This is a genomic window from Arenimonas sp. GDDSR-1, from assembly GCF_025980345.1.
In the GTDB taxonomy this organism is placed as follows: domain Bacteria; phylum Pseudomonadota; class Gammaproteobacteria; order Xanthomonadales; family Xanthomonadaceae; genus Arenimonas.
In genome coordinates, this window is the sequence record NZ_JAPDUI010000003.1 from 37,680 (window position 1) to 60,291 (window position 22,612).

At 62.3% G+C, this 22,612-nt stretch carries 19 protein-coding genes and 1 pseudogene; 5 read left to right on the forward strand and 15 right to left on the reverse strand.

Going from position 1 to position 22,612, the window contains the following annotated elements; all coding sequences use genetic code 11:
* From Q0W88_RS01160 to Q0W88_RS01170, 3 genes are read right to left on the reverse strand one after another with little or no spacing between them, the layout of a single operon-like run.
* Entirely contained in the window at positions 1-573 is a 573-nt protein-coding gene (locus Q0W88_RS01160; RefSeq protein WP_297799112.1) for a GNAT family protein, read from the reverse strand.
* Entirely contained in the window at positions 573-1,136 is a 564-nt protein-coding gene (yeiP, locus tag Q0W88_RS01165; RefSeq protein WP_297799114.1) for an elongation factor P-like protein YeiP, read from the reverse strand. The genes Q0W88_RS01160 and yeiP overlap by 1 nt, the downstream gene beginning before the upstream one ends.
* Before the next feature lie 18 nt (positions 1,137-1,154).
* The gene (locus Q0W88_RS01170) at positions 1,155-1,925 is read right to left on the reverse strand and encodes an SDR family NAD(P)-dependent oxidoreductase (RefSeq protein WP_297799117.1); all 771 of its coding nucleotides are present in this window, start codon (positions 1,923-1,925) and stop codon (positions 1,155-1,157) included.
* A gap of 87 nt (positions 1,926-2,012) precedes the next feature.
* On the opposite strand from Q0W88_RS01170, the gene Q0W88_RS01175 reads away from it, so the two are divergent.
* On the forward strand, positions 2,013-4,214 hold the full coding sequence (locus Q0W88_RS01175) for a patatin-like phospholipase family protein (protein ID WP_297799119.1): 2,202 nt from the start codon (positions 2,013-2,015) through the stop codon (positions 4,212-4,214).
* A 4-nt stretch (positions 4,215-4,218) separates the two neighbouring features.
* Here Q0W88_RS01175 and Q0W88_RS01180 read toward each other — a convergent pair whose 3' ends face one another.
* The 5 genes from Q0W88_RS01180 to Q0W88_RS01200 form a co-directional block, all read right to left on the reverse strand.
* Positions 4,219-4,713 carry a GNAT family N-acetyltransferase gene (locus tag Q0W88_RS01180; protein WP_297799121.1) on the reverse strand — a complete coding sequence of 165 codons (495 nt, stop codon included), beginning with the start codon at positions 4,711-4,713 and terminating at the stop codon, positions 4,219-4,221.
* A complete protein-coding gene (locus Q0W88_RS01185; RefSeq protein WP_297799123.1) occupies positions 4,700-5,599 on the reverse strand; it encodes a hydroxymethylglutaryl-CoA lyase in 900 nt (299 codons plus the stop codon). Before Q0W88_RS01185 ends, Q0W88_RS01180 begins: the two co-directional genes overlap by 14 nt.
* Positions 5,592-7,586, reverse strand: coding sequence for an acetyl-CoA carboxylase biotin carboxylase subunit (locus tag Q0W88_RS01190; RefSeq protein ID WP_297799124.1), 1,995 nt, complete (start codon positions 7,584-7,586; stop codon positions 5,592-5,594). Before Q0W88_RS01190 ends, Q0W88_RS01185 begins: the two co-directional genes overlap by 8 nt.
* Positions 7,587-7,653: 67 nt before the next feature.
* Entirely contained in the window at positions 7,654-8,445 is a 792-nt protein-coding gene (locus tag Q0W88_RS01195) for an enoyl-CoA hydratase-related protein (RefSeq protein WP_297799126.1), read from the reverse strand.
* Positions 8,446-8,511: 66 nt separating this feature from the next.
* Positions 8,512-9,864, reverse strand: coding sequence for a Gfo/Idh/MocA family oxidoreductase (locus Q0W88_RS01200; RefSeq protein WP_297799128.1), 1,353 nt, complete (start codon positions 9,862-9,864; stop codon positions 8,512-8,514).
* A 155-nt stretch (positions 9,865-10,019) separates the two neighbouring features.
* Between Q0W88_RS01200 and Q0W88_RS01205 the strand changes: the two genes are divergently transcribed.
* The 3 genes from Q0W88_RS01205 to Q0W88_RS01215 are packed head-to-tail and all read left to right on the forward strand — an operon-like array spanning position 10,020 to position 12,318.
* On the forward strand, positions 10,020-10,259 hold the full coding sequence (locus Q0W88_RS01205) for a ferrous iron transport protein A (protein ID WP_297799130.1): 240 nt from the start codon (positions 10,020-10,022) through the stop codon (positions 10,257-10,259).
* On the forward strand, positions 10,256-12,088 hold the full coding sequence (locus Q0W88_RS01210; RefSeq protein ID WP_297799133.1) for a ferrous iron transporter B: 1,833 nt from the start codon (positions 10,256-10,258) through the stop codon (positions 12,086-12,088). Before Q0W88_RS01205 ends, Q0W88_RS01210 begins: the two co-directional genes overlap by 4 nt.
* Positions 12,085-12,318, forward strand: a complete 234-nt coding sequence (locus Q0W88_RS01215) for a DUF6587 family protein (protein ID WP_297799135.1) — start codon at positions 12,085-12,087, stop codon at positions 12,316-12,318. The genes Q0W88_RS01210 and Q0W88_RS01215 overlap by 4 nt, the downstream gene beginning before the upstream one ends.
* A gap of 3 nt (positions 12,319-12,321) precedes the next feature.
* Here the strand turns inward: Q0W88_RS01215 and Q0W88_RS01220 are convergent, their stop codons facing one another.
* The 7 genes from Q0W88_RS01220 to Q0W88_RS01250 all read right to left on the reverse strand — a co-directional run bounded on the left by Q0W88_RS01220 (position 12,322) and on the right by Q0W88_RS01250 (position 20,488).
* On the reverse strand, positions 12,322-13,488 hold the full coding sequence (locus Q0W88_RS01220; RefSeq protein ID WP_297799138.1) for a GGDEF domain-containing protein: 1,167 nt from the start codon (positions 13,486-13,488) through the stop codon (positions 12,322-12,324).
* A 9-nt stretch (positions 13,489-13,497) separates the two neighbouring features.
* Positions 13,498-15,105, reverse strand: coding sequence for a carboxyl transferase domain-containing protein (locus Q0W88_RS01225; RefSeq protein WP_297799139.1), 1,608 nt, complete (start codon positions 15,103-15,105; stop codon positions 13,498-13,500).
* A gap of 87 nt (positions 15,106-15,192) precedes the next feature.
* Positions 15,193-15,501 (reverse strand): hypothetical protein, encoded by a 309-nt coding sequence (locus Q0W88_RS01230; RefSeq protein WP_297799141.1) that lies wholly within the window; start codon positions 15,499-15,501, stop codon positions 15,193-15,195.
* Positions 15,502-15,632: 131 nt separating this feature from the next.
* Positions 15,633-16,808, reverse strand: coding sequence for an acetyl-CoA C-acyltransferase (locus Q0W88_RS01235; RefSeq protein WP_297799143.1), 1,176 nt, complete (start codon positions 16,806-16,808; stop codon positions 15,633-15,635).
* Positions 16,809-16,827: 19 nt separating this feature from the next.
* Complete coding sequence (locus Q0W88_RS01240) at positions 16,828-17,985, reverse strand: isovaleryl-CoA dehydrogenase (protein ID WP_297799146.1); 1,158 nt, start codon at positions 17,983-17,985, stop codon at positions 16,828-16,830.
* A gap of 4 nt (positions 17,986-17,989) precedes the next feature.
* Entirely contained in the window at positions 17,990-19,090 is a 1,101-nt protein-coding gene (locus tag Q0W88_RS01245; protein ID WP_297799148.1) for a Glu/Leu/Phe/Val dehydrogenase dimerization domain-containing protein, read from the reverse strand.
* A gap of 72 nt (positions 19,091-19,162) precedes the next feature.
* Positions 19,163-20,488, reverse strand: a complete 1,326-nt coding sequence (locus Q0W88_RS01250) for a 2OG-Fe(II) oxygenase (RefSeq protein WP_297799150.1) — start codon at positions 20,486-20,488, stop codon at positions 19,163-19,165.
* A gap of 110 nt (positions 20,489-20,598) precedes the next feature.
* Between Q0W88_RS01250 and Q0W88_RS01255 the strand changes: the two are divergent.
* Positions 20,599-22,612: pseudogene (locus tag Q0W88_RS01255) on the forward strand (methylmalonyl-CoA mutase family protein); the annotation flags it as partial.

Sequence of the window (22,612 nt, forward strand, 5' to 3'; positions counted from 1 at the left end):
TCAGCCGGCGGAAAGACGCGCGTCCAGCCGTTGCCGGATTGCCGGCCATTCCCGGTCAAGAATGGAGTAGGTGTAGGTATCGCGCAGACTGCCGTCCTTGTGCCGTTTGTGCTGGCGCAGGATACCGTCGCGTCGGGCGCCGAGGCGTTCGATGGCGGCCTGCGAGCGCAGATTCAGGTGGCTGGTGTGGAAATACACGGCGGTCACCGCCATGCCCTCGAAGGCTTCTTCCAGAAGCAGCCGCTTGCAGGCGGTGTTGACGTGCGTGCGTTGGACGCTGGCCGCGTACCAGGTGTACCCGATGGCCACCGTCGGCGTGGCGGCATCGATGTCGTAGAAACGGGTCGAGCCGAGCACGCGTCCGGCGGTATCAACAACCGCAAACGGTCGGCATTCGCCACGTTGCTGTCCGGCGAGCGCGACGGCGATGTAATTGCGGACCGATTCCAGATCAGGGCCCGGCGCGGTGGTGTAATTCAGCTGCCAGATTGCGCCATCCCCGCTTGCCGCCAGCAGGCCTTCGGCATGATGCTGTGCCAGCGGCTCGAGCCGAACGCCGTAATCGGTTCGCATCAGGCGCGGCCGTTGAATTCGCCGGTGACCGTGGAGACCAGAATTTTTTCGCCGTTGCTGATGTACTCGGGCACCTGGATTTCGATGCCGGTGCTGAGCTTGGCCGGTTTCGGGCGCTTGGTGGCGGTGCCGCCCTTGAGTTCGGGGGGCGTATCCACGACTTCCAGTACCACGCTCGGCGGCATCTGGATGGCGACCGGGGCGTCATCGATCAGCTGCACGTAGACGCCCTCAAGGCCTTCGGTGATGAAGCCGGCCATGTCGCCGACGATGTTGGCATCCAACTGGTAGGGCGTGAAGTCCTCGCTGTCGAGGAACACGAAGGCATCGCCGTCCATGTACGAGAAGCTGGCTTCCCGGCGCACCAGATCCAGTTCTTTCAAATCATCGTCTGCGCGCAGGCTGAGATCGTATTTGTTGCCGGCCGGTACCGAGTACATGGTGAAGCGGAAGGTGACATTGCCGCCGCGGCCCTGCGGTGCAGAGCGCTCGATATCGCGGATCTGGTACACGGTGTTGTTGTATTCGACGACATTGCCTTTTTTGACATCGGAAGCTTTCATGGGGAAATCCGTAATAGGTTATTTGGCGGCCAGACGGACCGAGCCGTCGAGCCGGATGGTTTCGCCGTTGAGGTAGCGGTTCTGCAGAATGAATGCGGCGGTCGCAGCGAATTCTTCCGGTTTGCCCAGACGGGCCGGGAAGGGAATCGATGCCGACAGCGACTCCTGCACGGCCGGCGGCATGCCGTCGACCATGGGCGTCCAGAAGATACCGGGGGCTATGGTCATCACGCGGATGCCGAAGCGGGCCAGCTCGCGCGCCATTGGCAGGGTCATGCCGACCACGCCGCCCTTGGAAGCCGAATAGGCGGCCTGACCGATTTGGCCGTCAAATGCGGCCACCGAGGCCGTATTGATGATGACCCCGCGCTCGCCGTCTTCGCCCGGTACGTTGTGCTGCATGACATCGGCCGCGGCCTTGGCGACGTTGAAGCTCCCGATCAGATTGACGCGGATGGTGGTGGCAAACTGCGCCAGCGGCATGCAGGCCTCACGGCCCAGGACCCTGCCGGCGCCGATGATGCCGGCGCAGTTGATGGCGGCGTTCAGACCGCCCATGAACTCGGCGGCTTTGGCAGTGTTCCCGGCCACCTGATCTTCGTCGGACACATCGGTGCTGAAATACGTGGCGCTGCCGGCGCCCAGCGTGGTAATGGCTTCGGCGGCTTTCAGGCTGTTGATGTCGAACAGGGCGACTTTGCCGCCATGGGCAACGATATGCTGGGCGACGGCGAAGCCGAGCCCGGAAACGCCGCCGGTGACGATGGCGCGGGTATCGGAAAGATTCATGGCAAACCCTCGGTGGAATGTGTCATTTTAGCAAAAATCCGCCGGAAACCTCGTAAAATGGCGGCATATTCTCAGGGGTACCCTCCCATGAAAATCAAATTCGCCTTGTGTCTCCTGCTGGCCGGCGGGCAAGCCCTTGCCGCCGATGCGCCTTTGCCCTGCCGGGCGGCGGATCCGGATAATCCGCGCCCGCGCATCGGTCTGGTTCTTGGCGGCGGCGGCGCACGCGGCATCGCGCATCTGAGCGTGCTCAAGGAAATTGAACGCCAGCACATTCCGATCGATTGCATCGCCGGCACCTCGATGGGCTCACTGGTCGGCGGCCTGTATGCCTCGGGCATGAGTACGGCCGATATGGAAACCATGCTGCGGACCATGGACTGGACCACTGTCATGAAAGATACCGTGGGCCGCCAGGACCGCAGTTTCCGGCGTAAACAGGATGATCTGGAATCCCTGGCGCCTGCCAAGCCCGGTATCGGCAAGACCGGACTGCGGATTTCTTCCGGACTGCTGGCCGGTGAAAACATCCAGCTGTTCCTCGAACGCCAGATCGCGGCTTCCTCGGGCGTGACCGACTTCAATCGCCTGCCGATACCCTACCGGGCGGTGGCGACCGACATCAACACCGGGAAAGCCGTGGTCCTGGATTCCGGCAGTCTGGCCAAAGCCATGCGCGCCAGCATGTCGATTCCGGGCGCCTTCAATCCGGTCACCATCGACGGCCGTATTCTGGTCGATGGCGGGTTGGTCAACCAGGTGCCGGTCGATGTCGTGCGCGCGATGGGAGCCGATATCGTGATTGCCGTGGATGTCGGCACGCCGCTCTCGGCCATCACCTCAGAAAGCAGCGCGCTGGCCATCGGCGACCAGGTCATGGGACTGCTGACGGTGGGCAATACCCAGGCACAACTGGCGACGCTTGGGCCGAAGGACATCCTGATTCAGCCGGATCTGGGTAAAGAAGTCACTACGGGCTCGTTCGAAAAAGCCGCACTGGCGCTTGAAATCGGCGACAAAGCCGCGGCGGCCGCAGCGCCACGTCTGGCGACGCTGGCACGCCCCGAGTTGCCGGCACGCCAGGCAACGCCGATCCGCGATGCTCAGATGCGGGTGGCGTTCATCGAATTGGATAACCGGACGGAATACGATGACCGCCTGTTCACGCGGCATCTTAATCCGTTGAAGGGGAAACCCATCGACCGGGACGCCATCGATGATCATATCCATGCCATTTATGGCCAGTACCCGCTGGAACTGGTGACCTATGAGGTGGTCGAGAAACAGGGCGAAACCGGCCTGAAAGTAACGGTGACCCCGCCGGTGGTCGGCAAGTATTTCGGCGAGTACGGCTTGAACTTCAGCGGCAGCTCGAAAGGACAGTTCCTGTTCAATATCACCACCGGTGTCACCATCACGCCGATGAATCCTTCCGGCGGCGAGCTGCGCACGCTGTTGACCCTCGGCGACGAGCCCAGCCTGACCAGCGAGTGGTATCAGCCGCTGGCGCCGGCATCGCCGTTCTTCACCGATATCCGTGTCGGTTACGAAAAACCCCTGCTGTCCCTGGTGGACGGCAACGAGAATGTGCTGGTGGAGTACGCTGCGCCGACGGTGTTCATGAGCGCCAAGCTCGGCCGCGCCTACGGCAACTGGGGCGAGTTGAGCCTGCAGGCCAACATCGCCAATGGCCGGCTTGAACGCAACATCGGCTCGACGGCGTTTCCCGAGTACGATTACCAGCGCCGCGAGCTTGCGCTCGGATTCACCATCGACACCGTCGATTCGCTCTACCTGCCGCGCAACGGCAATGTCCTGGAAGCCTCCGTGGTCAGCTCCATCGATGCCTGGGGCAGCGATGACGACTACCGCCAGTTCAATTTCGACCTATTGCATGCCCGCGCCCTCGGCAAGCATTCCGGCTTCGCCGGACTGCGCTATCACAATACCTTCAGCGGTGATTCCGGTTTCCAGAACTATTATGGGCTTGGCGGCGTAACCCGCTTTGCCGGATACCAGGCCCAGCAGCAGTTTGCCGAGAACTACGCGTTGGTGTTTGCCGGTTATAACTTTGAATTAGGCAAGCTGCTCGGCCGTTCCCTGGTGCTGGGCGGCTCGCTTGAGCGCGGCAAGATCTGGTATGACAGCGCCATCGTTTTCGATGACTACCAGACTCACGGCAGCGTCTACCTTGGCTTCGATTCCTGGCTCGGACTGCTGATGATGGGCTACGGCCACAGCAACGAAGGCGACAGCAACATCTTCATCGAGCTCGGCAGAACGCGCTGATCCGTTACAGGCTTTTCGAAAAGAACCGGTTGCAGCCGCCGTGACCGGTATCGCCCATGGGTTTGTCCAAGGATCGGAATCCGGCTTTGTGATACAGCGCCATGGCGCTGTCCATGCCGGCGAGCGTTTCGAGGTAGCACAGTTCGAATCCGAAATCGCGGGCCTTGGCCAGGCAGGTCTCCATCAGCGCCTGGCCGGCGCCCAGGCCGCGCAGCGCCGGCAGGAAATACATTTTCCGCAGTTCGCAGATGCGCGGATTGGTCGCGCCTTCCAGCGGCGCAATGCCGCCACCGCCCATGACCTGGCCTTCCAGTTCGACCACGAAGTAGGCGCTTCGGGGGGCGTTGTAGGCCTTGCTCATCCAGTCCACTTCCGGATCATGGATGGCGAATCCCTCGCCGTCGGCACCGAATTCCGGCATCACGCTGCGGATGATGTAAGCCACGCGTGAATCATCGTGCGGCGTGATCGGACGGATTTTCCAGTTACGGTTTTTCATGATGCATGGCCCGGTTGACGTTGCTGGCGCTTGGCCGGCCGAGCAGACGGCTCAGCCAGGCGCCGGTATCGACCAGTCTAGCCAAATCCACACCGGTGGCAAAGCCCATGCCGTGCAGGGCGTAAACCAGATCTTCGGTGGCGAGGTTGCCGCTGGCGCCTTTGGCGTAGGGGCATCCCCCGGTACCGGAAACCGAAGCATCGACCGTGCGTACGCCGGCCTCGAGACAGGCCGTGACATTGGCCAAGGCCTGTCCGTAGGTGTCGTGGAAGTGCACGGCAATCGCCTCCATCGGGATTTCACCCGCAACGGCACGCACGAGCGCACGTGCGGCATGCGCGGTACCGACCCCGATGGTGTCGCCGAGGGAGATTTCGTAACAGCCCATGTCTTTCAGGGTTCTGGCCAGGCGCACCACATCGGCGGTGTCGACCGCACCCTGGTAAGGACAGCCGAGCACGGTGGAGATGTAGCCGCGCACCGCGATGCCATCGGCCATGGCGCGCTCGATGACGGGCTCGAAGCGTGCGATGCTTTCATCGATGCTGGCGTTGATGTTGCGCATGCTGAACGCCTCCGAGGCGGCAGCGAATACCGCCACTTCCCGGACGCCGCAGGCCAGCGCGCGTTCGTAGCCTTTCAAATTCGGCACCAAAACCGGATACCGGCAGCCATCGTCCTTCGGGAGCAGGGCAAACAGCTGTTCGGCATCGGCCAGCTGCGGCACCCATTTCGGACTGACGAAACTGGTGGCTTCAATCGTTCGCAGTCCGCAATCGGCCAGCCGGCGGATCAGTTCGGCCTTGTCGGCGGTGGCCACGAAGCCCGGTTCATTCTGCAGGCCGTCACGGGCGGCGACTTCAACGATGCGGACATGGTCAGTCATGCACGGGATCCCAGCAGAAAATTCCGGCATCGGCATCCAAAACACTTCCGGCTTCGGCCAGAATGCCGGTGATGCGGCCATTGCCCGGCGCCTTGATGCTGAGCTCCATTTTCATGGCCTCCATGACGGCCAGCTCCTCGCCGGCAGCGACTTTCTGCCCGGACTGCGCTTTAAGCAGCACCAGTTTTCCGGGCATGGGGGCGCGGATAAATCCATCGGAACGGTCGGATCCCTCATTGACGTCGCTGCCCGGAATCCGGATCTGCCAATGCGAGCGCCGCCGGCCATCGTGCACGACCAAGGCGTTATCGCAGCGGAAGCAATGCAGATCGTGGTGGCGTCCCTCCATCTCGAGCGACAGGGTTGTTGCATTTCCGCCCCGCACCTTCGCCGCGAATTCACGGCCCTCAGCCGAAACGGTCAAGCGGCCCTCGACCAGCCGGAGCCGGTAAAGAACGAAGTCCGCATGATGTTTCAGCGCGACGCGGAACGCGCCGTGGCCGTAGGGACGCCAGAAATCGCGTTGCGACCAGGGGTCGCCGGCAGATTCCGGCACAGCGTGTTCCGCCGCCTTCAGGCTGAAATAAGCCGCTGCCGCGACATGCCAGTCGGGTAACTGCTCCGGTTTTTTCAGGACATCGTCCAGATTCCGGTCGAGAAAGCCGGTGTCGATGTCGCCCTGCTGTACTGCCGGGTGCGCGACCAAATCCTCGAGAAATCCGATGTTGCTGGGCAGACCGAAGATCTGGCAGCCGGCCAGGGCGTCCTGCAGGCGGTGCAGGGCGGCTTCACGGCTGTCGGCATGCACGATGAGCTTGGCCAGCATCGGGTCATAGTAAACGCTGACCGTATCGCCCTCGCGGAAACCGCCGTCGATGCGCAGGCCGGTGCCGGTTTCAGGCAAGTGCAGCTGGCGAATCGTGCCGCTACCGGGCATGAAATTCAGATCCGGATTTTCTGCATACAGGCGCACCTCGATGGCGTGACCCCGGTGGCGGATGGCGTCCTGCGACAGCGGGAGCGGGCGGCCGGCGGCGACTTCAATCTGCCAGCGGACCAGATCAAGGCCGGTGACCATTTCGGTGACCGGATGCTCGACCTGCAAGCGGGAATTGATTTCCATGAAGTAAAAATCGCCGTTGGGCGCCACGATGAACTCGACGGTTCCGGCATTGCGGTAATCCACCGCGCGCGCCGCGGCCACGGCCGCTTCGGCCATGCGTGCACGGTGATCGGCATCCAGAAAAGGCGAGGGCGACTCTTCGATGACCTTCTGGAATCGACGCTGCGCCGAGCATTCGCGCTCGCCGATGTGGATGGTGTTGGCGTGGCTGTCGGCAAAGATCTGGAACTCGATATGGCGCGGCTTTTCGATATAGCGCTCAAGCAGGACACGGTCCTTGCCGAAGGCGTTGCGCGCCTCACGTTGGCAGGATTCGAGCGCCGCCGCGAAAGCCGCCGGCTCATGCACGATGCGCATGCCTTTACCGCCGCCGCCGTGCGCGGCTTTGATCATCAGCGGATAGCCGATGGCGTCGGCTTCGCGCTGCAGGTGAGCGGCGTTCTGGTCCTCGCCGCCGTAACCGGGCACGACCGGTACGCCGTGCGCGGCCATCAAGGCCTTGGCGCCGGCCTTGGAACCCATGGCCCGCATGCTGGCGGCTTTCGGGCCGATGAACACCAGACCTGCGGCTTCCACCATTTCGGCGAACTCGGCGTTTTCGGAAAGAAAACCGTAGCCGGGATGGATGGCCTGGCTGCCGGTGGCCCGTGCCGCATCCAGAACGGCCTGCCGATTCAAGTAACTGAGAGTTGCCTCCGGCGGGCCGATGCAAACCGATTCATCGGCCATGCGGACATGCTCGGCATGGCGGTCGGCTTCCGAATACACGGCCACGGTGGCGATGCCCAGTTGCCGGCAGGTGCGCATGATGCGGCAGGCGATTTCACCGCGGTTGGCGATGAGGATTTTGTCAAACAGGCTCATTCGCCATCCCGGGAGTCGAGGTTGTCGCGGTTGCGGTACCGCAGGCCTTCGCTGATGACCGGAGGTTTCATTGTTCGATCCAGCCGCTTGGCCGTTTTTCCAGAAAAGCGCTCAGGCCCTCCTGTCCTTCGGTGCTGACCCGTAGACGGGCAATCAGCTCGGCGTTGGCTTTGTCCTGATTCTCCATCTGCAGTTGCGTTCCTGCCGGGCTGAATTCACGGATCAGTTGTTTGGCGGCCGCAACCGCCTTCGGTCCGGCTTTGCCGATCCAGTGCACGATGCGGTCGATGCTCTCGTCGAGCCGGGCCGCCGGTACCGCCTCATGCAACAGGCCGATGTGTAGCGCCTGCGCGGCATCGAAGATTTCCGCCGACAGGAAATAACGGCGTGCATGACGCGTGCCGATGGCGGCAATGACATACGGGGAGATGACCGCCGGCACCAGGCCGAGTTTGACCTCGCTGAGGGTGAATTTGGCGGTATCCACACCCACGGCGATATCGCAGCAAGCCAGCAGACCGACGCCGCCGCCGTAGGCCGAGCCATTGACGCGCGCCAGAACCGGTATCGGCAGGTTGTCCAGCCGGCGCAGACAGCGGGCCAGGGCCATGGCATCTTCGAAATTTTCGTTTTCCGGCGCTTGCGCCATGTCGCGCATCCAATTCAGATCGGCGCCGGCTGAAAAAGTGCTGCCGGCACCGGTCACCACCAGACAGCGGGCGCGGGTGGCTTCCACTTCCGCCAACGCTTCCTCCAGATCGGAAATCAGACCGGCATCGAAGGCATTATGGCTGGCCGGCCGATTCAGGGTCAGGGTCGCCAGCGTGCCGCGGCGTTCGAGCAGGACGGTATCGGACATGGTCTGGGAATTCCAAAAAGGAAATGATAACGGATATCCCGCCGGACCGGTGGCGGTGCAAACCCGTCAGAACGCGTCGGTGCGTGCAAACGTGTTCTTCCGTGTCTGCCAGGCGCCTTTGCTGAAATCCGGAAAATCCACAGCACGGTTGCCTTCGGCGATCGATTGTTCGCTGAGCGGGGTAATCGCGCTCCAGGCCGCGGCGTCATATACATCCTGCGGCGTGGCAATGCCGCGCTTGGCGCTTTCGATGAACGCATGCAGCACAAAGAAGTCCATGCCGCCGTGGCCGGCGCCTTCGGCATCCGCGGCATATTTCTTCCACAGCGGATGGTCGTATTTTTCCAGCCAGGGCGCGGCCGGTTCCCATTTGTGGTGCGGGCTGACGCCCTCGATATGCAGGGACTGGTTGAGGTCCATCCACAGGCCCTTGCTGCCCTGAACGCGGAAGCCGAGCGAATACGGGCGGGGCAGGGATGTGTCGTGCTGCAGCAGCACCGTCTCGCCGTTGGCGCAGGCGATCTGGGTCGTGACCACATCGCCCAGTTTGAAACGTACCGCCGCATTCGGATGGTCTTTGCCGCCTTTGGCGACCACATAGTCGTGCAGCCCCTGGGCGCGCGTGGCATAGGAACTCAGCCGGGTGAAGCGGTTGCCGCGGTTGATGTCGGCCATCATCGCCAGTGGACCGACGCCGTGGGTCGGGTACAGATCGCCGTTGCGGTCGATGGCGTGCTGGGTGCGCCAGCGTGCCTCCGAATAGCCCTTTTCACCGAATTCCACACCGCTGTCGTAGGGTGTTCTGCCGTCGTTGAATTTGACGCCGCGCAGATCGTGCTGGTAACCGCCCTGCAGATGCAGCAGGTCGCCGAACAGGCCTTGGCGGACCATGTTCAGCACGGCGATCACGTCGCGCCGGTAGCACACATTCTCCAGCATCATCACCTGCGCCCCGTGTTTTTCGGCGGCATTGACCACATCCCAGTGGTCCTGCAGGGTCAGGCCGAGCACCACTTCGGTGCCGACATAGCGGATGCCGCGCTCCAGGGCATCGATGATCATCGGTTTATGCCATTCCCAGGGGGTGGCGATGATGACGGCATCCAGATCGCGCCGCTCCAGCAGCCTGCGGTAGGCATGCACATCCCCGGTGTAGATTTCAGGCGCGTTCTTCCCCGATGCGGCCACCAGGGCATTGCCGTCACGCAGCATCCCGGCGTCGATATCGCACAGGGCCACGACGGCGACATCGTCACGGGCCAAGGCCAATTCCAGGTGGTTCTGGCCGCGCAGACCGACGCCGATCAGGCCGATCCGGACGGTTTTCCGGCTTTTGGCGTTCAAGGCGTCGGGTGCGATGAATAGGCCGGCAGCCAGTGCGGCACCGGACTGCAGGAAATGGCGGCGATCGGGGTTCATGGTCAATCCGTTCAGTGGGCGGCGGGTGGTTTCAGCGTACCCCCGGAATCCCGGCTTGTGAAGACCGCCTGAATGCGTCAGCGGTTTGACTGAAATCAACAGCATTTTCACCACTTAGCGCTATAATGAGAATAATTCCCATTTGGAAAACTGGCATGGATTTGAGCCAATTGGCTGCCGGAAAAGAGGCCCGTGTGGTTTCCGTGACGCCCTCCAGCGACGCGGATGGCATCGCCCTGCGCTTGCTCGACCTCGGCTTTGTCCCGGGTGAAGCTGTGCGCTGCGTGGCTCTGGCGCCGTTCGGCGGTGATCCGATGTTGGTGCAGATCGGCTTCACACGCTTCGCGTTGCGGGCCTCCGAGGCCGCGCGGGTCAGGGTTTCGGTGGACGCATGAAAACCCTGAATGTGGCTTTGGTCGGCAACCCGAACTGCGGCAAGACCGCGTTGTTCAATCTTCTGACCGGGAGCCGGCAGAAAGTCGCCAACTACGCCGGCGTGACCGTCGAGCGCAAGGAAGGCCAATTCGTGGTGGATGACCGACCGGTGCGCATTCTCGATCTGCCCGGCGCTTACAGCCTTACGGCCACCAGTCCCGATGAGGAAATTACCCGTGAGATCTGCCTTGGCAGTGCCAAGTACGGCTTCCACCCCGATCTCCTGATCTGTGTCGTCGATGCCACCAATCTTCGCCTGCATCTGCGTTTCGTGCTGGAGTTGAAAGCCCTGGGCAAGCCGATGCTGGTTGCGCTGAACATGATGGATGCCGCCCAAAAGCGCGGCATCACCATTGACGTGCCGGCCCTGGCCGCTGCGCTTGGCGTGCCGGTGATTCCCACCATCGCGGTATCCTCGCGCGGTGCCGACGCCCTGAAAACCGCGCTCGCGAAGGATGTCAGCGCATTGCCGCCGCTGGAATGGAACGCCGGAGCCCGGGACGACATGCACCAGCAGGTCCGGCGCATCCTGGGCGATTGCGTCAGCATGCCGCGCGCGACCTCGCAGACCGATGACCGGCTTGACCGCTGGCTGTTGCACCCGGTGTTAGGCCCCGTGGTGCTGTTCAGCCTGCTGTTTTTCATGTTCCAGGCCGTATATGCCTGGGCGGCGCCATTCCAGGACGGCATTTCGGCCTCGGTGGCCTGGCTTTCCGGTTTTGCCGGAACGCTGCTGCCGCAGGGCATACTGTTGAGCCTGCTACAGGATGGCCTGCTGGCCGGCCTGGGCACCGTGCTGGAGTTCCTGCCGCAGATCCTGATCCTGTTCGCCTTCATCCTGGCGCTGGAAGAAACCGGTTATCTGCCGCGTGCGGCATTCCTGCTCGACCGCTTCATGTTCCTGTGCGGACTGACGGGACGCTCGTTCATTCCCCTGCTGTCCAGTTATGCCTGTGCCATTCCCGGCATCATGGCCACGCGGTCGATCCAGGATCCGCGCGACCGCCTGGCCACCATCATGGTGGCGCCATTGACCACCTGCTCTGCGCGGCTGCCGGTCTACACGCTGCTTATCGGCGCCTTCATTCCGGAAACCAAGGTCGCCGGACTGTTCAATCTGCAGGGGCTGGTGCTGTTCGGGCTGTATCTGTTCGGCATCGTCAGCGTATTTGCGGTGGCCTGGGTGATGAAAATGCTCAATCGCCGGAAATCCGAGCATGCGCTGCTGCTGGAACTGCCGTCGTACCGGATGCCGAATTTACGCGATCTGGCCATCGGCCTCTGGGACCGCATGCGCATCTTCCTGCGTCGCGTCGGCGGCATCATTCTGAGCCTGACCGTGCTGCTTTGGTTCCTGTCCAGTTTTCCGGCCCCGCCGGAGGGATTCACCGGACCGGCCATCGATTACAGTTTCGCCGGCCGCATCGGGCATGCCCTGGCACCGTTGTTCGCCCCCATCGGTTTCAACTGGCAGATCGTACTGGCTCTCATTCCCGGCATGGCCGCGCGGGAGGTGGCGGTTTCGGGCCTGGCGACGGTGTATGCGCTGTCCGGCGATGAGGCCGGCATCAGTCAGCTGGGCGGCATTCTGGCCGCGCAGTGGAGCCTGGCCACCGCGCTCTCGGTGCTGACCTGGTATGTGTTCGCCCCGCAATGCATTTCCACCATCGCCACCATCAAACGTGAAACCAATTCCTGGAAATACACCGGCTACGCCGTGTTCTACCTGTTCGGCCTGGCCTATCTGTTTTCCTTTCTGGTCTACCAGACGGCGGCGGCACTGGCATGAGCGGCGTGTGGCAATGGCTTCTGGTGTATGCGCTGGTGATCTGGTGCTGCTGGCGGCTGTTGCGTAAATATCTTCCGGATTCGCTCTGGCAGGCGCAGGCGCGTCTGAGTTACTTTTTCGAACAGCGTACGCCGGCGTGGTGCCGCCGGCTGGGTCGCGCGCTCAGGCCGGCGGTGGTCATTCCGCAGGGCTGCAGCAGCCATTGCACCTCCTGCCGGAGCTGCGCCTGAGATTCAGCCGGCGAGCGCGACCACCTTGTTGCGGCCGCCCTGTTTGGCCACATAGAGCGCCTGATCGGCACGGTCGAGGAAGTCTTCGAGATTTTCATCGGGGCGCATGCGTGAAAGGCCGATGCTGACCGTACAGCGCAACAGTCCCTCACGGGTCTCGAACGGTCGGATGCCGATGGCCAGCCGGATGCGTTCGGCCATGGCCGCTGCCATGTCTGCCGGCGCGCCGTTCCAGAACATCGCGAATTCCTCGCCGCCCAGCCGCACGCAGAGATCATGCGGCCGCACCAGGCTCTCCAGACGCCGCGCCATTTCGGTCAGCACCTGATCGCCGACGGCATGTCCGAACCGGTCGTTGATGGTTTTGAAATGGTCGATGTCGATCACGGCCAGATTGATCTCGGGCGTCCCATCCCGCAGCGCGCGCTGGTGCAGGCGTTTGAAGCGGTTGGCCATGCCGCGCCGGTTGAGCAGGCCGGTCAGCTCGTCGAATTCGGCCAAGGCCATCATTTTCTTCTGCAGGTCATCGTTGATCAGCAGCAAAATGGCGAAGCCCTGCATCACCAGCGCGGCGATGAAAACCAGCAATGCGGTCGAATTGACGGCCAATACCGGCCCATCGCCGGTCGGAAAAATCGCAATCATTCCGCGCAGCAGCAGCCGCCCCAGCAGCAGCGCAATCAGAAAGGTACCGAAACCAAGCGCAAAGCCGCGTTCACGGCGGTAGGCATGCAACAGATCCGACAACGCCACCGCAGTCAAACCGGCGGCCACCGCCAGTGTGAGGGCCAGCGGGAGTGCATACTCCGGCACAGACCGGCTCAGAATCCAGAGCATGGCGGCGGTCAGGCTGGTCACGGCGCCAATTAGACGCCAGTGCAGTGGCCGACCGAGATAGGATTTGACCGCCAGCAGGATGAAAGCGGCGTTCAACAGCACGCCGTACTGGCCCATCAGTGCGGCAGTAGATGGTGTTTCACTGGTCGGGCCATAATCCCGCAGCAGCTGGAAACCGGCCGTCGCCGCGAAGCTGCCGAACCAGAACCACAGACCGAAACGGCCCTTGGCATGGATGGCACCGGCCAGAATCACGACCGTTGAAATCAACGCCAACATCTGGTGCACGACCAGAAGCGTTGTGATATCCAAATCCTGAAGTTGCGCCCCCATCCGTTTATTCTACATCCGATAGACGGCTGCCGGCCCGCGTTCGATCGGCGCGTTGAGCGACGCCGAGAGAGCCAGGGCCAGAACACGTCGGGTGTCGGCCGGATCAATCACGCCGTCATCCCAGAGCCGGCTGCTGGCATAAAACGGATGCCCCTGGCGTTCGTATTGTTCGCGGATCGGCTGCTTGAATTCGGCTTCCTGTTCCGGGCTCCAGTCGCCGCCTTTGGCCTCGATGCCATCGCGTTTGACCGTGGCCAGCACCGAAGCCGCCTGCTCGCCGCCCATCACCGATATCCGCGCATTCGGCCACGACCACAGGAAGCGCGCGCCATAGGCGCGGCCGCACATGGCGTAATTGCCGGCGCCGAAACTGCCGCCGATCAGCACGGTGAATTTCGGCACGTGCGAACAGGCCACGGCGGTGACCATCTTGGCGCCGTCCTTGGCGATGCCGGCCTGCTCGTATTTGCGGCCGACCATGAAGCCGGTGATGTTCTGCAGGAATACCAGCGGAATGTTGCGCTGGTTGCATAACTCGATGAAATGCGCGCCCTTCAGTGCGCTTTCCGGGAACAGGATACCGTTGTTGGCGACGATGCCGACCGGAAAGCCATGCAGATGGGCGAATCCGGTGACCAGCGTCTTGCCGTAACGGGCCTTGAACTCCTGGAATTCGGAGCCGTCGACCAGGCGGGCGATGATTTCACGGACATCGAACGGACGCCGTGCATCCTTCGGTACGATGCCGTACAGCTGCTCGGCCGGATAGGCCGGTTCGGCCGGAGCTTTGAGGGCCACGGTTCCGGGTTTATCGCGGTTGAAATTGGCGACGATGTTCCGGGCAATCGCCAGGGCATGCTCGTCGTTTTCGGCCAGATGGTCGGCCACGCCGGAAATACCGGTGTGCACCTCGGCACCGCCCAGACTTTCGGCATCGACGATTTCCCCGGTGGCGGCCTTCACCAGCGGCGGGCCGCCAAGGAAGATGGTGCCCTGGCCGCGGACAATGATGCTTTCATCGCACATGGCCGGCACATAGGCGCCGCCGGCGGTGCAGGAACCCATCACCACCGCGATCTGCGGGATGTTGCGGGCGCTCATGCGCGCCTGATTGTAGAAAATACGGCCGAAGTGTTCCCGGTCCGGGAATACTTCATCCTGCAAGGGCAGAAACGCACCGCCGGAATCGACCAGATAGATGCAGGGCAGGTGGTTTTCCAAGGCGATCTCCTGCGCCCGCAGGTGTTTCTTGACCGTCATCGGGAAGTAGGTGCCGCCTTTGACCGTGGCGTCGTTGGCCACCACCACCACTTCCAGGCCATGCACGCGCCCGATGCCGGTGATGATGCCGGCCGCAGGCGCTTGATCGTCGTATTGGCCGTCGGCGGCCAAAGCCGAGAGTTCGAGGAAGGCACTGCCCGGGTCGAGCAGGGCATCGATGCGTTCGCGTGGCAGCAGTTTGCCGCGTGCCGTGTGTTTGGCGCAGGCGGCCTCGCCGCCGCCCAGAGCCACCGCGGCCAGTCGGGCATTCAGCGCGTCGCGTTGCTCCAGCATGGCGGCGCGATTGGCGGCGAACTCCTCGGAGCCGGTATCGATGGTGCTGGTCAGTTTCGGCATGGAATGTTTTCGCGCCCGTTTCCGTCTAGTTTACCCAAAAAAAAACCGCCGTTGCCGGCGGTTTTTCCAACAATCGCAGAGCGATTATTACTTCTTGGCTTCTTCAGCGGCCGGAGCGGCAGCGTCGGCGGCCGGAGCGGCAGCGTCGGCAGCAGCAGCGGTGGCGTCAGCGGCAGCAGCGGTGGCGTCAGCGGCAGCGGCGGTAGCGTCGGCAGCAGCGTCAACGGCCGGGGCGGCAGCGTCAGCAGCAGCGGCGGTGGCGTCAGCAGCAGCTTCGGTGGCGGCAGCGGCTTCGGCGGTGGCGTCAGCAGCGGCTTCGGTGGCTTCTTCTTGCTTCGAGCAGGCGGTCAGGGCCAGTGCGAAAGCCAGAGCGATGATGGTTTTGTTCAGGGACATGGGTATTTCCTCAAAGTTTCAATATTGAATTTGATTAAAAAAACGTGCGTTATCACGCACGTAGAACTAATCATGCCAGTATTTCTGAAATAGTCAAGTATTTGTGAGTAAAAAGTAAAATAAATGTTCAGTTAAGCCAGTTCGATGGCCATGGCCGTGGCCTCGCCCCCGCCAATACAAAGGCTTGCAACGCCTTTGCGCAGGCCCCGGGCTTGCAGCGCATAAATCAGGGTGACCAGAATCCGGGCCCCGGAAGCCCCGATCGGATGGCCAAGTGCGCAAGCCCCGCCATTGACGTTCACTTTGTCGTGGGACAGCCCCAGTTCGTGGATCGGGGCCATCGCCACGGTGGCGAAGGCTTCGTTGATTTCGAACAGATCAACCTCGGTGGCACTCCATCCGGCTTTCGCCAAAACGGACTGGATCGCGCCGACCGGTGCGGTAGTGAACCACTCCGGAGCTTGGGCAAACGAAGCCTGGGCCACGATGCGAGCAATCGGTTTCAGACCGTGGGCAGCGGCGTAGCTTTCCGAGCTCAGAACCAATGCGGCGGCACCGTCATTGATGCTGGACGAGCTGGCCGCGGTAATGGTGCCGTCTTTCTTGAATGCGGCGCGCAGGGTCGGAATTTTGTCGATGTTGCATTTACCGGGCTGTTCGTCACTGGCGATCTGTACTTCGCCTTTACGGCCCATCACCGTCACCGGCGCGACTTCGGCATCGAAAGCGCCGCTTTGCTGGGCGTTCAGGGCACGGCGCACCGATTCGGCGGCAAACGCGTCCTGCTGCTCGCGGGTAAACCCGTATTTGGCCACGCACAGTTCGCCGAAAACGCCCATGGACTGTTTGTCGTATGGGTTGGTCAGGCCGTCCCAGGCCATGTGGTCGAGCATTTCGGCGCTGCCGTAGCGGATGCCGGTGCGCGAACCCATCAGCAGGTGCGGGGCATTGGTCATGGATTCCATGCCGCCGGCAACGACCACGTCCGCTGAACCGGCTTTGATCAGGTCATGGCCGAACATGACGGCCTTCATGCCGGAACCGCAGACCTTGTTGAGCGTGGTGGCGCCGGCCTTCATGGCGACACCGGCCGCGATGGCGGCCTGACGTGCCGGCGCCTGGCCCAGGCCGGCCGGAAGCACACAGCCCATCAGCACTTCATCGACATCATCGCCGCTGACGCCGGCCTGATCCAGGGCAGCCTTGATGGCGGTGGCGCCCAGTTGCGGGCTGGGCACGCCGGTGAATTGGCCGAGCAGGGCACCAAGTGCGGTACGTTTGGCGCCGAGAATGACGATCGAGCTCATGTTGTTTCCTTTTCCGGGGTTATTGCCGGCCGTCGAACAGTTCGCGTCCGATCAGCATGCGGCGGATTTCGTTGGTGCCGGCGCCGATGGCATACAGCTTTGCATCGCGCAGGATGCGGCCGGCGTCGTAGTCGTTGATGTAGCCGTTGCCGCCAAGCGATTGGATGCACTCCAGCGCGACCTGGACCGCCGCCTCACTGGCATGCAGCAGGCAGGCGGCGGCATCCACGCGCGAGCGTTCACCGGCGTCATAGGCGCGGGCCACGGCATAGGCGAAGGCGCGCGAGGACTGCAGCGCGGTGTACATGTCGGCGATTTTGGCCTGCATGATGCCGAAGCTGCCGATGGCGGCATCGAACTGGCGACGCTCGCGTACATAGGGCAGAGTCAGGTCGAGCGCGGCCTGCATCAGGCCGATCGGGCCGCCGGAAAGCACCAGACGTTCGGTGTTCAGGCCGCTCATCAGCACCTTGACGCCCTCGTGCACGGTGCCGAGGACGTTTTCGGCCGGAATTCTGCAGTTTTCGAACACCAGTTCGCAGGTGTTGGAGCCGCGCATGCCGAGTTTGTCGAGTTTCTGCGCGGTGCTGAAGCCGGGCATGCCTTTCTCGACCAGAAAGGCGGTCATGCAGCGGCTGCCGGCGTCTTTGCCGGCGGTGCGCATGTACACGATCAGCACATCGGCATCGGGACCGTTGGTGATCCACATCTTGCTGCCGTTCGCGGTCCAGACGCCGTCTTGCAGCTCGGCATGGCAGGCCATGCCGCCGACCACATCCGAACCGGCGCCCGGTTCGCTCATGGCCAAGGCACCCACCCATTCGCCACTGCACAGTTTCGGCAGGTATTTCGTCCGCTGGGCTTGCGTGCCATTCAGATGCAGGTTCTGCACGCACAGATTGGAATGCGCGCCGTAACTCAGGCCGACCGAACCCGATGCCCGGGAAATTTCCTCCATGGCCACCAGATGCGCAAGGTAGTCCATGCCGGAGCCGCCGAATTCCTCGGCAACGGTGATGCCGAGCAGACCCATGTCGCCCATCTTGCGCCAGAGATCGGACGGAAACTGGTTATCGCGGTCGATCTGCGCCGCCCGCGGCGCGATTTCGGTTTCCGCGAAACGCCGTACGCTGTCGCGCAGGGCGTCCAGATCCTCGCCGAGTCCGGTCAGTGCCATGCCATCAACCGGCGCGGCGGCCGTGGAAGCGCGGCGCGTGCTGGCCCAGATGCGGCAGCCGCAGCTTGCCGATGGCGGTGATGCGCTCTTCGGCCATGCGGTCGGCCGCCATGTAGGTCGGAATGCCGTCGCGGGCGCTGATTTCGAAGATGCGGCCGAGGTTGAAATAAATGGTACGCAGCATGCGCATGGCGCGCTCGCGGTTGTAGCCGTCGATTTCCAGCGACACGTTCATCAGACCGCCGGCGTTGACGGCGTAATCCGGCGCGTAAAGGATGCCGCGGCGCTGCACTTCATCGCCGATCTCGTTGCTGGCCAGCTGGTTGTTGGCCGCGCCGCAGATGATTTTGCATTTCAGGCGCTGCAGGGTCGCTTCATTGACCGTGCCGCCGAGTGCGGTCGGCGAATACACTTCGGCGTCCACGTCGTAAATCTCGTCGAGGGATACCGCTTCGCAGCCGTAATCGTCAACCGCGCGTTGCACGGCGTCTTTGTTGATGTCGGTGACGAAGATCTTGGCGCCGCGTTCGTGCAGCAACTTGACGAATTCCATGCCGACATGGCCGACGCCCTGTACGGCGTAGCTGTACTTGCCCACGTCCTCGTTGCCGAATTTGACCTGCAGTGCCGACATCAGGCCCTGCAGGGTGCCGAACGCGGTGAACGGCGAGGGATCGCCAGAACCGCCGTGCACCTGATGCACGCCGGTGACGAATTCGGTTTCGCGGTACACGTATTCCATGTCGTTGACGTCGATGCCGACGTCTTCGGCGGTGATGTAGCGGCCGTTCAGCGAATTGACGAAGCGGCCGAAGGCGCGGAACAGCGCCTCGGATTTATCCTTGCCCGGATCGCCCCAGATCACCGCCTTGCCGCCGCCCAGATTCAGGCCGGACACCGCCGCCTTGTAGGTCATACCGCGGCTCAGGCGCAGCACGTCGTTCAGGGCGTCCTGTTCGCTGGCGTAGTTCCACATGCGGGTGCCGCCCAGTGCCGGGCCGAGTACGGTGTTGTGGATGGCGATGATGGCCTTCAGGCCGGCATCCTTGTTGTGGCAGAACACGACTTCCTCGTGTTCGGTTTTGCTGATGCTTTCGAAAATCATGGCGAGCTCCGCTTCCGGGAAAAATCAAAACGCCCAAGGCGCGGCGTATTATAAGTCAAATGCAGAGCGGGGCTAGAGCGCGCGGTGGGTTTCCTGACGCATCCACAATGTGCAAATCCACTTAACGCCTTGTTTTACCGGAGTGCCTGCATGCAGGCTGGTGGCGCAGGGTTTTCCGTCGGACAACAGGTTGTCGAAACAGACGATTTGCCCCTGTTCGGGCCTCAATTCCAGCGAAAGCAGCGGGAAGTTGGTTGTACCGCCGGAATCGGGGGCCTGCAGATATGCGATGACCGTACGCAGGCGCTGGCCGGAACCGCCGTTTTCCAGGGCTATGAAATGGTTCGGGGGCAGGTTGTCGCGATGCAACCGGAACTCCTGGCCGGGCAGGTAGCGGAGCATGGTCAGCTGTTCGGAATTCGCCAGTGGCAGCTTCGCGGCATGGGCCATTTTCCGCTGCAGGAGATTCAGATAAACCTGCTCGAATTCGGGCAGGAAGTAAAAGTCATGGCTGCTGCGTTCGGCACTCAACTGGCTTTTGCCGTTTTCATCGACAACAATGGAGGGCTCCAGATTGGGCGCTCCAAGGCATTGGATGTAGAGGCATTCTTCTCTGCTCAAGGCATTGTTGAAGGCAAGCAGCTGATTGGCGCTGTGCAGGATTTGCCCGTCCGTCAGGTATTCGACCTGCTGCAGATCACTGAAATCGAATTCGGTATGGGTGCCGATGGCCGGGGCTCTGCTCGGCTCCGGGGCGGTGAATCCGTACTGCAAATCGGGCTCCCGGACCGGCATGTTCCAGTCCCGGGACAGTGCCAGAATGCTGTTTGCCCGGGCAGGGTCAGCCTTGCAGAGCCGCCCGGATGCAAGGCGTTCACCCAGCAGGGCCATGGCCACGATACTGCCGTTCAGTGCAGCCAGCTCGAGCATATCGGTGCTCGCCCGTTGCTGCTCCGGATTGCCATAGCGACCGAAATACACCGCGGCGTCGCATAAAGCGTTCGGGTGTCCGGCACGGCAACAAAAGGCCATGCGTTCAGCCAGTGTGTTCCAATTCAGAGCTTCGGCCGTTTCAGTCAAACTGGTGTACGCCAGCCGGTAGACCGCCGGCGGATAGCCGAGTTGCTCGGCCTGACGCAGATGATGCATGCCGCGCTGAATATCCTCATCGGGAGGATTTTCGAAAAACTGCCGCTTCTCGGTGGCCTTCACCGGCAAGGCATTTTTGCCTTGATTGGCAGGCGTAGCATCGGGTGTGGAATGATCCGTATTTTGTATTAACAAAATATTGGCTAATTCAAAATGCGCGATCGAATTGCCTTGGTTTGCTAATACTTGCAGCAGGCTCTTGGCCTCGGCAATCTGGTTCGTGCTCAGCAGCTGTTTTGCCTGCGCCAATTGCTCTTGCTGGAGATTTGAGTTCATCAGGCGATTTTACCGTTAAGTCGCTTAATTATTGCCTATCGCGGTACAATTGTCATCGTTCGATTCCGTGCCGTAGGTGTCCCATGTCGTCCACTTCTCCCGCGCCCACCCGTCAGCCGATGACGGATAAAGCCCCGCTGCGTTTCGTCACCGCCGCCTCGCTGTTCGACGGCCACGATGCCGCTATCAACATCATGCGCCGGCTGATCCAAGCCCAGGGCGCGGAAGTGGTGCATCTGGGCCACAACCGCTCGGTCGACGACGTGGTGCGCGCGGCCCTGCAGGAAGACGCCGATGGCATCGCACTGTCCAGCTATCAAGGCGGCCATGTCGAATACTTCAAATACATCATCGATCGCCTGAACGAAGCCGGCGCTTCGCACATCCGCGTGTTCGGCGGCGGCGGCGGTACCATCACGCCCGATGAAATCGCCGAGCTGGAAGCCTACGGGGTGGAGCGCATCTACCACCCGAACGACGGCATGAGCATGGGCCTGGTGGCCATGATCGAAGATCTGGTGGCCCGCACCCAGCGCGCCAGTGATGCCAAGCCCGGGCGCAGCGACGGCGCCGGCGATGAATACGCCATCGGCCGTCTGCTGACTGCCATCGAGCAGGAAGGCTTCAGCGAAACCGAACTGCAGAACCTGCGCCGACAATGGCAACTGGCGGGTGCTAAAACCCCAGTAATCGGCCTCACCGGCACCGGCGGCGCCGGCAAGAGCTCGGTCACCGACGAATTGCTGAACCGCTTCCTGCAGCATTTCCCGGAAATGCGCATCGCGGTGATTTCGGTCGATCCGACCCGCCGCCGCAGCGGCGGCGCCCTGCTGGGCGACCGCATCCGCATGAACAGCCTGCGCTCGCCGAATCTGTTCATGCGCTCGATGGCGACCCGCCGCCAGCACATGGCTACCAATGCCGTGCTGAAAGACGCCATCGCCTGCCTGAAAGGTCAGGGCTTCGATCTCGTCATCGTGGAAACCGCCGGTATTGGACAAAGCGATTCGGAGATTGTCGATCTGGTCGATTTCCCGGTGTATGTGATGACCTCCGACTTCGGCGCGCCCAGCCAGCTGGAAAAAATCGACATGCTCGATTACGCCGAGCTGGTGGTGCTGAATAAATTCGACCGCCGCGGCGCGGAAGACGCCCTGCGCGACGTGCGCAAGCAGTGGAAGCGTAACCGCGTGGCGTTCCAGATGAAAGACGAGGATGTGCCGGTGTATCCGACCATCGCCTCGCAGTTTAACGATCCGGGCGTGAGCTGGATGTTCAGCAATCTGTGCCGGTTGCTCAACGACAAACTCCATCCGGTCAGCCCGCAGTGCGATTGGCAGCCGAATGTGGACACCGCGTTGAAGGAACCGCGTGCCACCGTGCTGATTCCCGGCAACCGCACGCGTTATCTGTCGGAAATCGCCGAGCAGGGCCGTGGCATTAACCGTTCGATTGCCCATCAGGCAGCGCAGGCCGATCTGGCGCAATCCTATTGGCAAGCCCTGCAGGCCATCGGCGATGGCAAGCTGCCACCGGCACTGGCTCTGTACGAGCCGGCCGATTTGAACGATTCGCTGTCGGACGGTTCGATGCGTCTGCTGCGCCAGCGTTACCAAGAGTCGGTCAAAGCGCTGTCGGCCGAAGCCGTGCACCTGCTGCGCGAGTGGCCGCAGAAAATGAAATCGGTGACCGACGCGTTCAACGAATACCGCGTGCGCGACAAAGTCATCCGCGTCGACAACTACCGCGAGTCGTTGTCGCAGCAGAAAATTCCGAAAATCGCCGCGCCGAAATTCACCGGCTGTCCAAGGAAAACCTGCCCGGCCATTACCCGTACACCGGCGGGGTGTATCCGTACCGCCGCAGCGGCGAAGACCCGATCCGCATGTTCGCCGGTGAAGGCACGCCCGAGCGCACCAACCGGCGTTTCCATTACCTGTCGGTCGGCCAGCCCGCCATCCGCCTGTCGACCGCCTTCGATTCGGTGACCCTGTACGGCGAAGACCCGGCCATCCGCCCGGACATCTACGGCAAAATAGGCAACTCCGGCGTGTCCATCGCCAGCCTGGACGACATGAAGAAGCTGTATTCCGGCTT

Excerpts from the sequence above, each read along its gene's own strand:
- Q0W88_RS01160 (WP_297799112.1), bottom strand. The coding sequence starts at position 573 with ATGCGAACCGATTACGGCGTTCGGCTCGAGCCGCTGGCACAGCATCAT.
- yeiP (WP_297799114.1), bottom strand. The coding sequence starts at position 1,136 with ATGAAAGCTTCCGATGTCAAAAAAGGCAATGTCGTCGAATACAACAAC.
- Q0W88_RS01170 (WP_297799117.1), bottom strand. The coding sequence starts at position 1,925 with ATGAATCTTTCCGATACCCGCGCCATCGTCACCGGCGGCGTTTCCGGG.
- Q0W88_RS01175 (WP_297799119.1), top strand. The coding sequence starts at position 2,013 with ATGAAAATCAAATTCGCCTTGTGTCTCCTGCTGGCCGGCGGGCAAGCC.
- Q0W88_RS01180 (WP_297799121.1), bottom strand. The coding sequence starts at position 4,713 with ATGAAAAACCGTAACTGGAAAATCCGTCCGATCACGCCGCACGATGAT.
- Q0W88_RS01185 (WP_297799123.1), bottom strand. The coding sequence starts at position 5,599 with ATGACTGACCATGTCCGCATCGTTGAAGTCGCCGCCCGTGACGGCCTG.
- Q0W88_RS01190 (WP_297799124.1), bottom strand. The coding sequence starts at position 7,586 with ATGAGCCTGTTTGACAAAATCCTCATCGCCAACCGCGGTGAAATCGCC.
- Q0W88_RS01195 (WP_297799126.1), bottom strand. The coding sequence starts at position 8,445 with ATGTCCGATACCGTCCTGCTCGAACGCCGCGGCACGCTGGCGACCCTG.
- Q0W88_RS01200 (WP_297799128.1), bottom strand. The coding sequence starts at position 9,864 with ATGAACCCCGATCGCCGCCATTTCCTGCAGTCCGGTGCCGCACTGGCT.
- Q0W88_RS01205 (WP_297799130.1), top strand. The coding sequence starts at position 10,020 with ATGGATTTGAGCCAATTGGCTGCCGGAAAAGAGGCCCGTGTGGTTTCC.
- Q0W88_RS01210 (WP_297799133.1), top strand. The coding sequence starts at position 10,256 with ATGAAAACCCTGAATGTGGCTTTGGTCGGCAACCCGAACTGCGGCAAG.
- Q0W88_RS01215 (WP_297799135.1), top strand. The coding sequence starts at position 12,085 with ATGAGCGGCGTGTGGCAATGGCTTCTGGTGTATGCGCTGGTGATCTGG.
- Q0W88_RS01220 (WP_297799138.1), bottom strand. The coding sequence starts at position 13,488 with ATGGGGGCGCAACTTCAGGATTTGGATATCACAACGCTTCTGGTCGTG.
- Q0W88_RS01225 (WP_297799139.1), bottom strand. The coding sequence starts at position 15,105 with ATGCCGAAACTGACCAGCACCATCGATACCGGCTCCGAGGAGTTCGCC.
- Q0W88_RS01230 (WP_297799141.1), bottom strand. The coding sequence starts at position 15,501 with ATGTCCCTGAACAAAACCATCATCGCTCTGGCTTTCGCACTGGCCCTG.
- Q0W88_RS01235 (WP_297799143.1), bottom strand. The coding sequence starts at position 16,808 with ATGAGCTCGATCGTCATTCTCGGCGCCAAACGTACCGCACTTGGTGCC.
- Q0W88_RS01240 (WP_297799146.1), bottom strand. The coding sequence starts at position 17,985 with ATGGCACTGACCGGACTCGGCGAGGATCTGGACGCCCTGCGCGACAGC.
- Q0W88_RS01245 (WP_297799148.1), bottom strand. The coding sequence starts at position 19,090 with ATGATTTTCGAAAGCATCAGCAAAACCGAACACGAGGAAGTCGTGTTC.